Raw genomic sequence first — 13,977 nt, 5'->3', positions numbered from 1 at the left:
CCTTGAGCGGCACCCAGCCGAGCGACTTGCGGCCGCGATAGCGCAGGTACGGCCGGCGGTGCTGGCTACGCGACTTGGCGTACTGCTCGCAAACCGCATTGACGGTACCCGAATGGATGCCAAGCTTCTTGCTGCTGCCGGTGGTCAACACGTTCAGGTCGAAACCCGTGGGCCACTTCTTGCCCCATTTGAGCGCGTGCTTCTGCGTGTCATTGCAGAAGTTCCAGACGTAGTTCACCGCGCGGCTCTGCTGATTGAGCAGGCCGTTCAGCGACTTCACTCGGTAGCGATAGACCAGAAGCATGCCGGTCATTCTAAATCGGAAGTGCTTGCTGCCGGCGGCACTCCTTTCACTCCCCGCCCTGAAGGACCCTGAAGGACGGGGTTTCTCGGAGCAAGTCTGATGAAGACCACGCAATCCCGCCCCCCGCCTGACGACCTGTGGGCCGCCATTGCAGCCTTGTCTGGCGAGCAACTGCATACCATTGTCGATATCGCGCCCGCCTCACCGAACGCGCCGACGGATCTTGCTTCGTTCAGGGATCGCATACTAGGCGTCTTTGGAAACGTCGCCGGCTTCGATTCCACGCCGCCATCGGAATCGGTCATGCAAGCGCTTTGGGAGACATATCGGCTTGCCGGCCCGGCGTGCTCCGATCCCGCAGTACTGGAATAGGCCTATCCATCGGGTGAAGATAGTGCGCTCCAGGAGCAGGGTCAGCCATGGCGCTTCCCTACGTCGCGCCAGGCGCCAAGGATATGCGCCACCGCAGCTTCCGCATCCTGGTCCCAGGTTGGCCAGGAGATCACCGACACGCGCATGACCCATCGGTCCTTCCAACGGGCGCCGCTGACGAAACACTGTCCGCCTGCCTGGACCAACCGGATTACCTCCCGGGTCACGGCATCTGCGGATTCGGGTGCCAGATCCGTGCCAAAGCGCACGATGACCTGGTTCAGCACGACCTCGTTCAGCACGCTGACATCCGGTTCCGCGGCGAGCATTGCAGCCATCCTGCGCGCCACGCGGCAATGGCGCGCCACCATCGCCGCCACGCCGTCGCGCCCGAGGTGGCGCAGCATGGCCCACGTCGTGAAGCCGCGAGCCCGCCGCGACAGCTCGGGGACGTATTGCGTGGGATCCCGAACTTCGTCGCCGACTGGTGACAGGTAGCTGGCCGACGCCGCCAGTGCGCGCCGGTGTGCATCGCCATGCGCGACGATGGCATAGCCGGTCTCATAAGGGACCTGCAGCCATTTGTGGCCATCGGTTGCCCACGAGTCTGCCGCTTCGAGTCCGCCGGTGAGATGCGCGAGTTGCGGGCAGGCGCGCGCCCACAGGCCGAAGGCGCCATCGATATGCAGCCATGCGCCGCGCGCTCGAACCGCCGGAAGTATCGCAGCGACCGGATCGAATGCGCCGGTGCTGATATGCCCGGCCTGCGCGATCACGATGGTGGGCCCGGCGCAGCCGCGCAGCACTGTGTGGAAATGGTCGGCACGCATGGCGCCATTGTGGTCGGCCTTGACGCGGTGTACCCGTTCGTCGCCGAGGCCGAGCATGCGCAACGCGAGGAACACCGAGGTGTGGGCCTCCTCACTGACCAGCACCTGGATCGGCGGCGCGCCGAACAGCCCTTTTGCGTCGACGTCCCACCCTTCAGCGAGAAGCACGTGACTGCGCGCGGCGGCCAGGCAGGCAAAGCTCGCCATGGTGGTGCCCGACACGAACCCGACAGTGGCATCCGGGGGCAGGCGCAGGATGTCCAGCAGCCATCTGGCCGCGACTTCCTCGGCGACGGCCGCTGCGGGAGCGGTCTGCGGATTGCCGCAGTTCTGCCCCCAGGCGCTGGTCAGCCAGTCCGCCGCCACGCCAAGCGGATGCGAGGCGCCGACTACCCAGCCAAAGAAGCGAGGCCCGGTGGTGGCCAGCAGCCCGGGCTCGGCAAAGGCAATCAGCTCTTCGATGGCCTGGCCGGCGCAAACGCCGTGCTCCGGCGTACCGCCATCGCCGGCCGAGCGCAGCGCCTGATAGGACCTCGGTACACGCAGAGCACCCGAGGCGACCGACGACCTGTACCGCAGTGCGGCCCCGGCTGCTTGCTCCAGTACCTCGAACGCCTCGCGTCGCCGCTCCGCGCTGTTGTGCGCAGCATTTTCGGCCACGTCGGCCGTCTTATCGCCGTCAGAGAAGATCGTGCTGCTGCGCATAGCGGTGCATGTCGAGCGTATTGTTGAGCTGCAGTTTCTTGCGCAGGATCGTCTGATAGTTGGCGACGGTCTTCAGGCTCAGGAACATCTGCACCGCGATGTCGTCCACCGAACGCCCCTGCGCCAGCAAGCAGAACACAGCGAATTCGCGCGGCGAGAGGTCAAGGTGCCTCGCGTCGTCGGACCGCCCGGGGGCCATGCTGAGGCCGTCCCTGACGTCCGCCGACAAGGGCTGCCCGCCACGCATCACCTCACGCACGGCATCGACCAGTTCGTCGGGTGGGCTGCTCTTGGTGAGGTAGCCACGGGCGCCGGCGCGCAATACCTGCGCAACCAGGGCGGGATTGTCGTGCATGCTGAAGACCAGTACGCGCAGCTCCGGCAGGCGCATCTTGAGCCTTTGCACTGTCTCCAGGCCGCCGCGCCCAGGCATGCTCAGGTCCAGCACCAGCACATCGGCCTCGTGCTGCGTCAGCCAGCGATACGCCTCGTCGGTATCGCCGAACTCGGCCACCACCTCGACACCGATTTCGAGCTCCAGCAGGCGGCGGTAGCCGGTGCGAACCACGGCGTGATCGTCGGCGATGGCCACACGGATCGGCTGCGTCACCATGCCAGCCCCGCTTCGGTGGCTGCTTCCGGCTCCGCCAGGGCCGCGGTCACCTGCAGCACATGCCGCATCAGCAGGCCGGACAACTTCAACTTCGGTGCCTCCCTGTGTGTCGATGTCGTTCATGGCATACCGACGCGCTTCACTTCGTTTATGCTCCGGCCCTCACCCCCACCCCTCTCCCGCGCGCGGGAGAGGGGAGCGTATGCGTGGGTTCGTGGCCTCATTCAGATGCGCTGGCGTGCGATACGCAGCGGTCTGCTTTCCCGCAAGCTCATCCTGATAGCGAAATCCATGCCTGAGGTACCGCAGATACACGTCGCGAGCACTGGCCCGCTGCCAGGCCCACAGGGCTCAGGAAACACACTACCGTGCGGTACAGACTGTCACATCCAGGGACACCACCGCGACACTCTGCCCGCCCTCGCGGCGGTGAACAAAGTGTCACTGCATGAGATGACCGGCCAGTGCTGGCGCAAGCCGGTACCGCAGCCTGGGCATGCATATTGCTGCGTGAATCACCGGTTGTGACGGCTTGCGCTGCCACGCCGGCTTGATGCATGATTCCCACGCCAACAGCCTGAAAGGAGGAGACAATGACCTGGACCACCCCGGCTTATACCGATTTGCGGCTCGGCTTCGAAATCACGATGTATATCGCCAACCGCTAGCCCTGGGGCACGCAGGATGAAAAAGCCCGCCGCAAGCGGGCTTTTTCCATCGCCGCGACCCCGGAGCAACAACGCAACGTTATGACCATACTTCGGGTGCTGGGTTCTGCCGCTGGCGGCGGCTTCCCGCAGTGGAACTGCAACTGCCCAAACTGTGACGGCGTGCGGCGCGGCGCGATCCAGGCCACTGCCCGCACGCAATCCTCGATCGCGTTGTCCGAGGACGGCGTGCACTGGCTGTTGGTCAACGCCTCGCCCGACATCCTGATGCAGATCCGCGCCACCCCGGCGCTGCAGCCGGCCCGTGCGGCACGCGACACAGGCATCGTCGCGGTCTTGGTGATGGACGCGCAGATCGACCATGTCACTGGCCTGCTGATGCTGCGCGAGCACCGCGCCGCGCTCCCGCTCTATGCCACCGCGCCGGTGCTGCGCGACCTGACCGAGGGTTTTCCGGTCTGCCGCATCCTGTCCCATTACTGCACAGTGGAAACCCGCCCGTTGTCGCTGGAGGGAACACTCTTTAGCGTGCCGCCGTTCACCGCACTGACGCTGCAGGCCATCCCGCTAGAAAGCAAGCCCCCGCCCTACTCGCCCAATCGTGCTGCGCCGCAGCGTGGCGACAACATCGGCCTGCGCATCGTCAACCGTGCCACCGGCAAGCGCGTGTTCTACGCGCCCGGGCTCGCCCGCATCGAGCCGCATGTGCGCACGGAGCTGGACCTGGCCGACGTGGTGCTGGTCGACGGCACCTTCTGGCGCGATGACGAGATGCAGCGGCTTGGCCTGTCGCAAAAGAGCGCGCTCGATATGGGCCACCTGGCGCAGTCGGGCCCGAATGGCATGATCGCCGCACTGGACGAAACCCGCGCGGCACGAAAGGTGCTCATCCATATCAACAACACCAATCCGATCCTGGTCGAAGACTCGCCCGAGCGGCAGCAGCTTGCCGCACACGGGATCGAGGTGGCCTTTGACGGCATGGAGATCGCCCTATGACGCAAGCCTTGCCCCCGGTGTCCGCTGCCGAGCGCGCCGCGTTCGAAGCGCGGCTGCGTGGCCTGGAGTCGCACTATCACATCCACCATGCGTTCAACCGCCGCATGGCGAGCGGGCAATGCTCGCGCGAGCAGATCCGCGGCTGGGTCGCGAACCGCTTCTACTACCAAGTCAATATCCCGCTCAAGGACGCCGCCATCCTGTCCAACTGCCCGGACCGTGAAACGCGGCGCGAGTGGGTGATCCGCATCCTGGACCACGACGGCACCGACACCGAACCCGGCGGCATCGAAGCCTGGACCCGGCTCGGCGAGGCCGTGGGGCTCACGCGCGAGGCGCTGTGGTCGCAGCAACTGGTGCTGCCCGGCGTGCGCTTCGCGGTGGATGCCTACGTCAACTTCGCGCGGCGCGCGCCCTGGCAGGAAGCCGTATGCTCCTCACTGACGGAGATGTTCGCGCCCGCCATCCACAAGGAGCGCCTCGCCGGCTGGCCCGAGCATTACCCATGGATCGAGCCGGAGGGCCTTGCGTATTTCCGCTCGCGCATCCCGCTGGCCCAGCGCGACGTCGAGCACGGCTTGCGTGTCACGCTGGACTATTTCCGCACTCCGGCCGAGCAGGAACGCGCGGTGCAGATCCTGAAGTTCAAGCTCGACATCCTTTGGTCGATGCTGGACGCCATCGAGAAGGCTTATCCCGAATGAATGCTCCGCACCCTCCCCCGCCCGATCTTGCCACCGCCACGCCCACGCTGAACAAGCTCTTCCGGCTGCAGCACGAAGCGGCGCAGCAGGCCTGGGTGCTGCTCTATCCGGAAGGCATGGTCAGGCTGAACGACAGCGCGGCCGCGATCCTGCAGCGCTGCGACGGCACGCGCACCGTGGCGGTGTTGATCGATGAGCTGCAACAGGCCTTCGGCGCCGAGGGCATCGCGCTGGAGGTGCAGAGCTTTGTCGCCCACGCCTATGAACGCGGCTGGCTCGACTGAACCCGCGCCGCGACCGGTGCCTGGGCCGCCCCTGTGGCTGCTGGCCGAGCTGACCTATCGCTGCCCGCTGCATTGCGCGTTCTGCTCCAACCCAGTGGACTACGTGCGCTACCGCAATGAGCTCGATACCGCGCAGTGGCGCTCGGTGCTGGAGCAGGCGCGCGCGCTGGGCGCCGCGCAGCTGGGTTTCTCCGGCGGCGAGCCGCTGCTGCGCGACGACCTGGAGGCACTGGTGGCGCACGCCCGGCAACTGGGCTTCTACACCAACCTGATCACATCCGGCATCGGCCTCACCGATGCCCGCCTGGGCGCCTTGCGCGCCGCCGGGCTCGACCATATCCAGCTGTCGTTCCAGGACTCCACGCGCGAGATGAACGACTTCCTGTCGAGCACGCGCACCTTCGACCTGAAGCAGCGGGTGGCGCGCGGGATCAAGGCCCATGGCTACCCGATGGTGCTCAACTGCGTGCTGCACCGGCACAACCTGCCGCACGTCGGCGCCATCATCGAGATGGCGCTAGAGATGGGCGCCGAATACCTGGAGCTGGCCAATACGCAGTACTACGGCTGGGCCTGGGAGAACCGGCTGGCGCTGATGCCCACCGAAGAACAGCTACGCGAGGCCGAGGCGGTGGTCGAATCCTATCGCGCCCGCATCGGCAACCGCTGCCGCATCCTGTTCGTGGTGCCGGACTATTTCGAGAAGCGGCCCAAGAAATGCATGAATGGCTGGGGCTCGGTGTTCCTGGGCGTCGCCCCCGACGGCGCGACGATGCCTTGCCATGCCGCGCGCATGCTGCCGGGGCTGCAGTTGCCGAACGTCACCGAGCACGCGCTGTATGACATCTGGCACCATAGCGACGCCTTCCAGCGCTTCCGCGGCACGGACTGGATGCCGGAGCCGTGCCGTTCGTGCGATGAAAAGGAAAATGACCTCGGCGGCTGCCGCTGCCAGGCCTATCTGCTGAGCGGCGACGCCAGCCGGACCGACCCGGTGTGCAGCAGGTCTCCCGATCACGCGGACCTGCAGCAGGTCGTGCTGCACGGAAGGCTGGCGGCGCTGGACGCACCGGCCGCGGTCCGCGAAGCGCCACTGGTCTTTCGCGCCGATGCCGCCTCGCGCCGCTTTGCCGCCAGCGGAGGCCACTGCGGCCATTCGTGACTACTTTCGCGCGCGATAGCGCAGTGTCTCAGTCTGCAAAGGATGGGCAAAATCCTGCCCGCTGCCGGGAATCTCGCTCTTGAGCAGCAGCACCTTGCCTGGCATCTGCTCGGACAGCACGAAGGTGTAGCGCTTGCCGACCAGCTTTTCGAAACGCTCGTGGTTCGGATCGTCCAGGTAAGGCTGGATCACAATCTGCTGCGCTTGTACCTGCCGGCCATCCAGTTTCATCTTCACCGGCACGATCTCCGGCGCCCTGGCCAGCGCCAGCCGGATCCGCTTCTGGAAGTAGCGCGCCTGCCCACCGGTCAATTGATGCATTTCCGCAATGTCCTTCTCCAGGAAATAGAGAATGACCGGATTGCTTTTCGTGGCCGTATCCAGCGAAAGCCGCACCGCGCCCGCGCCATCGCTGACGCTGGCCTCCAGGTCCTTGCCGCCTGCCGCATTGTTCCGGGCCAGCCTGACGTGAACGGTGTCCTTCTTCGCCGGTACCAGGCTGCCGGTCTTCTCCAGTTCGTAGACTAGGTCGGACGGCGCGCCGGCATTGCCCAGGTGGTCCGCCATGAACAGCAGCCGCTCGGCCGGCTTGATGGGATCGTCCTGCGGGGCCGCCTGCTGCGCCACGGCAGCGGCGGCGGGAACACACACCAGCGCAATGCAGACGAGCCGCCTGATCGGCCCCCTAACGCTTGCCGGCGGGCACGCCCTTGTCATCGACCAGCGGAATCTTGTAGCTCGCGAGGATGGCATTGATCTTGTCCTGGTTGCCGGTAATCCAGCGATCGATTTCTTCCTTCCACGCTTTCTCCCCGAAACGCACGCCCATGGAGATCTCGTAGTCGAACTTCAGGCTGGCATCCGGCTGGAACGGCACCATGCGCCAGTCATCGCCGTGCTGACGGCTCAGGTATCCCGCGATCGGTCCCCACAGGATGGCGACATCGATCCTGCCGGCCAGCAGGTCGCGCTCGACCAGGCCGCCCGGCGCTTCATCAGGGTCGCCGCTCTGCTGCTGGTACACCACTGCCTGCTCGAACAGGTTGTTGCGCAGCAGCCAGTCGACCGACGGCGCCCGCGAGAAAATGCCGAAGCGCAACCGGCGCAAGGTCTCCGGCGGCAGCTTCAGCAGGTCATCCGGCGTGGCCACGCCGCGCAGCTCGTCGCGCTGGCGGAACACCAGCGCATAGGTCGAATGCAGGTACGGCTTCGTGGTCGCGGTCAGTTCGTAGCCCTTGGGCACCCCGATGATCACGTCGCATTTCCAGCGGCCCGTTTCGGGGTCCTTCGCGCGCAGCGTGTTGCGCACGAAGCCCATGCGCTGCGAGAAGAAGGTGTACTGCACTTCGCGGCCGAGATCGCTGGCCATGGCCTGTGCGATCTTGTTCTCATAGCCCTCCCCGCGCTGGTTCGACGACGGCAGGCTGTTGGGGTCCGCGCATACGCGCAAGAACTTGTCAGCCGGCGGTGTCTGCGCCCAGCCGGGCGAAGCTGCCAGCGCACCGGCCAGTAATATCGCCAACAGCCCCCACCCGTGGTTACGCATCGGTCCGCTCCTGTGTGCCGGCATGGGGCGCGCCGCCCCTCGCCTTACTTGTCAGCCGGATAGACATGGCCGGGCTTGATCTTGCCGTCCGAACGTCCCTTCAGATAGCCATACAGACTCTGCCAGTTCTTCTGCACCATCTCGGAGCCGGCGAAGTTCGGCATGCCCTTGTCGACGCGGCCTTCCATCATGATCTTGTGGAAATCATCCTTGGACAGCTTCTTCAGCGAGTCTATCAGCGAGGGACCGACCATGCCTTCCTGCTGCGCGCCATGGCAGCGCTCGCACGCCATCGCGCGCCAGGTCTTCCAGCCTTGCAGGGTATTGGCATCGACCTTGTTGCCTTCGCTAACGGTATAAACCGCGGCCGGCTGCGCGGCTTCGGTCTTGCTTTGCGCCTCGCACGCGGTACAGGCCAACAGGGCGAACATCACCATAGAAATACGGAACATCACATCAACTCCTGGCGGGGGCTCGAAGCGGGAGGTGGTGGCCAACCGCCCGCCGCGCCCATTGTGGGGACCGGATGTCAGGACACCCGGCGCATCAAGGCCACCAACGAATCACCATCAGGTGGTCGGCAGCGCGAACACGAAAAGCGTGCCGCCGAGGTCGGTGTACTTGGCCAGGTCCTTGTAGCCGCCCACCGCACCCAGGCCTCCGCTCGTCTTCGAGCTGTCGAGCCCTGCCGCCATGCCGATGCCGGCCCAGCCGCCGATGCCCGAGTAGACGCCCACGTACTGCTTGCCCTCGAACTGGTAGGTGAAGACGTTGCCGATGATGCCGGACGGGGTCTTGAACTTCCACAGCTCCTTGCCATCCTTGATATTGACCGCCTTCACATAGCCCTCGAGCGTGCCGTAGAAGGCGATGTCGCCCGCCGTGGCCAGCGCGCCAGACCAGACCGAGAAGCGCTCCGGCTTGGACCAGAGGATCTTGCCGGCAGCAGCATCCCAGGCGATGAAATTGCCCATGCCACCATGGCTGTTCGGCGTTGCGTACATTTCGAGCGTCGAGCCGACATAGGGCTGGCCGGCGGTGTATTCGACCTGGAACGGCTCATAGTCCATGCACACATGGTTGGTCGGCACGAGGAAGACCCCCGACTTGCGGTCGTAGCTCATCGGCTGCTGGTCCTTGGTGCCAAGCGCTGAGGGGCAGATGCCCTTGACGTTGACATCGGGGCCGGTGGTGGCAGGCGAGTACTTGGCGTTGACCACCGGGCGGCCGGTCTTCATGTCGACCTTCGACGCCCAGTTGATGGTCGGATCGAACTTCTCCGCCACCAGCAGTTCGCCGCTCTGCCGGTTCAGCGTGTAGCCAAACCCGTTGCGGTCCATGTGAACCAGCGCCGGTACCTTCTTGCCCTTGATATTCAGGTCCGCCAACACGGTCTCATTGACGCCGTCGTAGTCCCATTCGTCGTGCGGCGTCATCTGGTAGACCCATTTGGCCTTGCCGGTGTCGAGATCGCGCGCGAACAGCGTCATCGACCACTTGTTGTCGCCGGGTCGCTGCGCCGGGTTCCAGGTACCCGGATTGCCGCTGCCGTAGTAGACCAGGTTCAGCTTGGGATCGTAGGCATACCAGCCCCAGGTCGTACCGCCGCCAAGCTTCCACTGGTCGCCCTTCCAGGTCTTCAGGGACGAATCCTTGCCGACCGGCGCCATCTTGCCGTCGGTCCAGGTCATGGTGGTGGCCGGATCGAACAGCAGCTCATTATCGGGACCGGTGCTCCAGGCCGTCCAGATCTTCTTGCCGGTCTTCAGGTCATAGGCGATCAGGCGGCCGCGCACGCCGAACTCGCCGCCGGAAATCCCGGTGATGACCTTGTCCTTGAAGACGTGCGGCGCGTTGGTGTTGGTCTCGCCGATCTTGGGATCGCCGTTCTTGGCGGTCCAGACCACCTTGCCGGTCTTGGCATCGAGCGCCACCAGCGTGGTATCGGCCTGCTGCAGCAGGATCTTGCCGTCGCCGTAGGCGAGGCCGCGGTTGACGGTGTCGCAGCACATCACCGGCACCACGTTGTTGTCCTGCTTGGGTTCGTATTTCCACTTGAAGGACTGGTCCTTCAGGTTGATCGCGATCACCTTGTTCGGGAACGGCGAATGGACATACATCGTGTCGCCGATCACCAGCGGCGAACCTTCATGGCCCCGCAGCACGCCGGTGGACACGGTCCAGGCGACCTGCAGGTTCTTGACGTTGCCCGCGTTGATCTGCTTCAGCTCGCTGTAGCGGTGGTTGGCATAGTCGCCCGCCTGCGCCGCCCAGTTGGCGGGGTTGGCGATCAACTTGTCCAGCTCCGCGTCCGCGCGTGCCGTAAATGAGGTGGCGGCTGTAGCGAATATCGCCATCCCCACCAGCATGGTCCGGTAGTTCATGTCTCCTCCGTCTTCTTCGCGACAAAATTTGGATGTTTGCAGCCAGCGCCTTCACTCCTCATCAACGACTTGCGCGGGTTGCAGATTTGGTGGCGCTGCATCAGCGTACCGGGCCGTACCTTCGCACGATCCATGCCCGCATTCGCTGTCACCCGGCGCGCGGCGCGCGCATCGACATGCGTGGCCGCATGGGCTAGCATGCGTGCGCAAACTCATGCTGCGCGACGCGGTTGGCTCGATACATAATGTGTCAGAACTGCCACAGGCCGGGCTGCGGTAGTGTGCCTGGCGGTCGATCGCGGCATGGCGCACGACTTGCAGCAAGCAGAGCCGTATAACAACTACGACAAGGAGACCCCGCCCATGCAGCGAATCCATATCGGCCATAGCAGCCATACCAGCCATTCCGGCCCGCGTCCGCTGCGCTACCTGCTGGCCGCGCTGATCGCCGTGGCCGCCGGTCCGCTTGCCGCGCAGACGCAGGCCGGGGCGCCGGGCGGTGGCAACTACCCCACCCCTGCGCGCGTGGAGTACGTGCTGGAGTGCATGGCGAAGAGCGACGGCGCCTATGCCTACCTGCACAAGTGCTCGTGCGCGATCGACCAGATCGCGGCGCGGCTCGCCTACGACGACTACGTCGAGTCCTCGACCTTTGCGAAATACGCGACGCTTGGCGGCGAAGGCGGAGCGATCTTCCGCGACCCCGAGTACGGCAAGGCCGCGGCCAAACGCTATCGCAGCATCCAGAGCGACGCGCAGCGAACATGCGGCATCGGGCAGCATGCCGGCGGGGCGCAGTAAGGCCGGGAAATTCGCCGGCACTTTCGGTGCGCGTTCAGGGTAATTGCCAGTTGGACTTCAGTGCGCCAGGAACCTATATTCTTCGGTCAAACATAACGGTTGCACCTATCCTCAGCTGAGGTGACAACTGTCCGGTCACTGTTGCAATGCAATAGAACGCAGCCCCGGGAGGGCGTAACGTGACATCAGTACGTTCGGCCAGCAGCCACGTCGCGGAAATTCTCAACGTGGTGAACAATCAGTTGTGCACCCGCGAAACCAGCGCGCTGGTAACGCGCTCCTGGGCGCGCTGCCTGCGCGACTTCCAGCTCGACCCCGCGCAACAGCGCATTCCCTCGGTACTGACGCAGCCTGAGTTCAACGCGCGCCGCGACCGGATGAGCGACCTGATCAGCTGCGCCAAGCTGGAAATGACCACGCTCTACCAGCAACTGGCCGATCCTGAGCTGGCCGTGGTACTGACCGACGCCGACGGCGTCATCATGCACATGGTGTCATCGACCGCGTTCTCGCAGGACGTCGAGCCGCTGGGCTTTCGCGTCGGCGCTCTTTGGAGCGAGCGCGAAGCCGGCACCAATGGCATGGGCACCTGCCTGGTCGAAGGCGAGCCTGTTGCAGTGCGGCAAGACGAACACTACTTCGCGCAGTACACGTCGCTTACCTGCTCGGCGTCGCCGCTGTTCGATGACAGTGGCAAGCTGATCGGCGTGCTGGACGTCACCAGCCGCTCGCCGCTGCTGCAGCAGCATTCCCTGGTGCTGGTCGGGATGTCGCGCCAGATGATCGAGAACCGGCTGCTTGACGAACGCTACAAGGATGCGTTCCAGATCCATTTTCACAGCCGCCCGGAACTGGTCTACACGCTGCATGAAGGCAAGCTGATCATCGGCCATGACGGACGGGTGCTTGCGGCCAATCGCAGCGCACTGTTCCAGCTCGGCTTTCGCGCGCTGTCCGGCCTGCTCGGCAAGTCGATCGACGAGGTGTTCAAGACCTCGCTCGAGGAAAGCGTGGCGCGCAGCGCACGCAATTCGTTCCACCCGGTACCGATCTATCGGGCCAGCGCGTCGAACCGTTTCTTCATGGTTGCGCAACCGCCGCAGACGGCCACGACGGACCTCGCACGCGCGGGCGCCGCGGCGGCCAAGCCGGGCCCGCTGGCGAAGAAGCCGCTGACGGAGACACGTGGTGCCGAGCCGGCCGCGGCGGTGTTGGGCAGCCTGTCCTTCGGCGATGCGCAGATGGACGAGCAGATCCGGCTGGCGCAGCGCGTCATCACGCGGCGCATCCCCATCCTGCTGCATGGCGAAACCGGCTGCGGCAAGGAAGTCTTTGCCAACGCCTTGCACCGCATGAGCCCGTCGTGCGACGGGCCCTTCGTTGCGGTCAACTGTGCTTCGTTGCCGGAAACGCTGATCGAGAGCGAGCTTTTTGGCTATCGCGCCGGCGCGTTCACCGGCGCGCAGCGTGAAGGCCGGCGCGGCAAGATCATCCAGGCCAACGGCGGCACGCTGTTCCTCGACGAGATCGGCGACATGCCGCTGGCACTGCAGGCCCGCCTGCTGCGGGTACTGGAGGAGCGCGAGGTCACGCCGCTGGGCTCCGAAGCGGTGGTCAAGGTGGATTTCCACCTGGTCAGCGCCAGCCACCGCGACCTGACCGATCTGGTGCGCAGCGGGCAGTTCCGCGAAGACCTGTACTACCGGCTGAACGGGATCGCGCTGCACCTGCCACCATTGCGCGAACGCACCGACCGGCTGGCGCTGATGCGGCATCTGCTGGCGGAGGAATGCGGGCAGGCGGATTGCGAGCGGACCCCTGACTTTGCCCCGGACGCCGAGCAGGCGTTGCTGCGCTATCCCTGGCCCGGCAATATCCGGCAGTTGCGCAATGTGCTTCGCATTGCCAGCGCACTGTGCGACGGCGACACCATCGAGTGCCAGCACCTGCCGGCAGAGATCCTGCGTGGCGCGGGACATGCCGATGCGCAACGCGCGCCGGCGCTGCAAGCCGTTGATGGCGCAGCCGCGGTCGATCTGGACGAGGCCGAGGCACTGGCCCAGTTCAACGCCATCCAGCTCAATGAGCGCGACACCATCCTGGGGCTACTGCACAAGCACCGCTGGAATATCAGCACCGTGGCGCGTTCGCTTTCAGTCAGCCGCAACACCTTGTACCGCAAGATGCATCGGCTGCACATCAAGGTGACGCAGGTTGAGACGGCGGAGGAGCCGTAGTAGACCCCTTCCGCGGCTTGTCGCAAAGCACACGCCTGCCCTCTCCCCCGGCCCCTTTCCCGCAGGCGCCGCAGGCGGGAGAGGGAAGCAAACAAGCGAGCATCGAAAGCTCGCACATCGCACACCCACATCGCACGCTCGCGTCATCTGAACAAAGCCACAAACCCACGCATACGCTCCCCCTTTCCCGCAGGCGGGAGAGGGAGCAAACAAGCAGCGCGTGACAACCTGCGCTATCCCTAAATCAAGTACGCCGATTGACCTCAGCGCGACCGCGCAGCTGCTTTACCTCACCCCTTACTAATCCCGCCACCACCCCGTGTGACAGCTTGCGTGAAAACCGCAACAACCCGTGCCACACCCCCACC

The 13,977-nt window shown here is 65.1% G+C and carries 14 protein-coding genes and 1 pseudogene; 8 read left to right on the top strand and 7 right to left on the bottom strand.

Annotation, left to right across the window (positions count from 1 at the left end; translation table 11 throughout):
- Positions 1-304 (bottom strand): annotated as a pseudogene (locus tag AB1I47_RS31980) (RNA-guided endonuclease InsQ/TnpB family protein); the annotation flags it as partial.
- Between the two features lie 99 nt (positions 305-403).
- On the opposite strand from AB1I47_RS31980, the gene AB1I47_RS31975 reads away from it, so the two are divergent.
- Positions 404-676 carry a hypothetical protein gene (locus AB1I47_RS31975; protein WP_354687669.1) on the top strand — a complete coding sequence of 91 codons (273 nt, stop codon included), beginning with the start codon at positions 404-406 and terminating at the stop codon, positions 674-676.
- Between the two features lie 41 nt (positions 677-717).
- On the opposite strand, the gene AB1I47_RS31970 is transcribed toward AB1I47_RS31975, so the two are convergent.
- Together AB1I47_RS31970 and AB1I47_RS31965 are read right to left on the bottom strand one after the other, a co-directional pair.
- Positions 718-2,211, bottom strand: a complete 1,494-nt coding sequence (locus tag AB1I47_RS31970; protein WP_354687668.1) for a pyridoxal phosphate-dependent decarboxylase family protein — start codon at positions 2,209-2,211, stop codon at positions 718-720.
- Positions 2,186-2,824 (bottom strand): response regulator transcription factor, encoded by a 639-nt coding sequence (locus AB1I47_RS31965; protein ID WP_354687667.1) that lies wholly within the window; start codon positions 2,822-2,824, stop codon positions 2,186-2,188. Before AB1I47_RS31965 ends, AB1I47_RS31970 begins: the two co-directional genes overlap by 26 nt.
- Before the next feature lie 593 nt (positions 2,825-3,417).
- Here AB1I47_RS31965 and pqqA point away from each other — a divergent pair.
- The 5 genes from pqqA (at position 3,418) to pqqE (ending at position 6,641) form a co-directional block, all read left to right on the top strand.
- Positions 3,418-3,492 carry a pyrroloquinoline quinone precursor peptide PqqA gene (pqqA, locus tag AB1I47_RS31960; protein WP_354687672.1) on the top strand — a complete coding sequence of 25 codons (75 nt, stop codon included), beginning with the start codon at positions 3,418-3,420 and terminating at the stop codon, positions 3,490-3,492.
- 81 nt (positions 3,493-3,573) lie between these two features.
- Positions 3,574-4,491: a pyrroloquinoline quinone biosynthesis protein PqqB gene (pqqB, locus tag AB1I47_RS31955; protein WP_354687666.1), complete on the top strand. Its 918-nt coding sequence runs from the start codon at positions 3,574-3,576 to the stop codon at positions 4,489-4,491.
- Positions 4,488-5,195 (top strand): pyrroloquinoline-quinone synthase PqqC, encoded by a 708-nt coding sequence (gene pqqC, locus AB1I47_RS31950; RefSeq protein ID WP_354687665.1) that lies wholly within the window; start codon positions 4,488-4,490, stop codon positions 5,193-5,195. The genes pqqB and pqqC overlap by 4 nt, the downstream gene beginning before the upstream one ends.
- Entirely contained in the window at positions 5,192-5,479 is a 288-nt protein-coding gene (pqqD, locus tag AB1I47_RS31945; RefSeq protein ID WP_354687664.1) for a pyrroloquinoline quinone biosynthesis peptide chaperone PqqD, read from the top strand. The genes pqqC and pqqD overlap by 4 nt, the downstream gene beginning before the upstream one ends.
- The gene (gene pqqE, locus AB1I47_RS31940) at positions 5,457-6,641 is read left to right on the top strand and encodes a pyrroloquinoline quinone biosynthesis protein PqqE (protein ID WP_354687671.1); all 1,185 of its coding nucleotides are present in this window, start codon (positions 5,457-5,459) and stop codon (positions 6,639-6,641) included. The genes pqqD and pqqE overlap by 23 nt, the downstream gene beginning before the upstream one ends.
- Here the strand turns inward: pqqE and AB1I47_RS31935 are convergent, their stop codons facing one another.
- From AB1I47_RS31935 to AB1I47_RS31920, 4 genes are all read right to left on the bottom strand, one after another.
- Complete coding sequence (locus tag AB1I47_RS31935) at positions 6,642-7,292, bottom strand: hypothetical protein (protein WP_354687663.1); 651 nt, start codon at positions 7,290-7,292, stop codon at positions 6,642-6,644. It lies immediately after the preceding gene.
- A 34-nt stretch (positions 7,293-7,326) separates the two neighbouring features.
- Positions 7,327-8,187, bottom strand: a complete 861-nt coding sequence (locus tag AB1I47_RS31930; protein WP_354687662.1) for a substrate-binding domain-containing protein — start codon at positions 8,185-8,187, stop codon at positions 7,327-7,329.
- A gap of 44 nt (positions 8,188-8,231) precedes the next feature.
- Positions 8,232-8,639 (bottom strand): c-type cytochrome, encoded by a 408-nt coding sequence (locus tag AB1I47_RS31925; protein WP_407935945.1) that lies wholly within the window; start codon positions 8,637-8,639, stop codon positions 8,232-8,234.
- A gap of 117 nt (positions 8,640-8,756) precedes the next feature.
- The gene (locus AB1I47_RS31920; RefSeq protein WP_354687661.1) at positions 8,757-10,571 is read right to left on the bottom strand and encodes a methanol/ethanol family PQQ-dependent dehydrogenase; all 1,815 of its coding nucleotides are present in this window, start codon (positions 10,569-10,571) and stop codon (positions 8,757-8,759) included.
- Between the two features lie 363 nt (positions 10,572-10,934).
- Between AB1I47_RS31920 and AB1I47_RS31915 the strand changes: the two genes are divergently transcribed.
- Both AB1I47_RS31915 and AB1I47_RS31910 read left to right on the top strand, forming a co-directional pair.
- On the top strand, positions 10,935-11,372 hold the full coding sequence (locus AB1I47_RS31915; RefSeq protein WP_354687660.1) for a hypothetical protein: 438 nt from the start codon (positions 10,935-10,937) through the stop codon (positions 11,370-11,372).
- Between the two features lie 179 nt (positions 11,373-11,551).
- On the top strand, positions 11,552-13,609 hold the full coding sequence (locus AB1I47_RS31910) for a sigma-54-dependent Fis family transcriptional regulator (protein WP_354687659.1): 2,058 nt from the start codon (positions 11,552-11,554) through the stop codon (positions 13,607-13,609).
- Positions 13,610-13,977 lie beyond the last annotated feature (368 nt).

Source organism: Cupriavidus necator (genome assembly GCF_040578825.1).
GTDB lineage: Bacteria > Pseudomonadota > Gammaproteobacteria > Burkholderiales > Burkholderiaceae > Cupriavidus > Cupriavidus necator_E.
The sequence above is the reverse complement of the archived record's forward strand: the minus strand, read 5'-3'. Positions and strand labels throughout refer to the sequence as shown.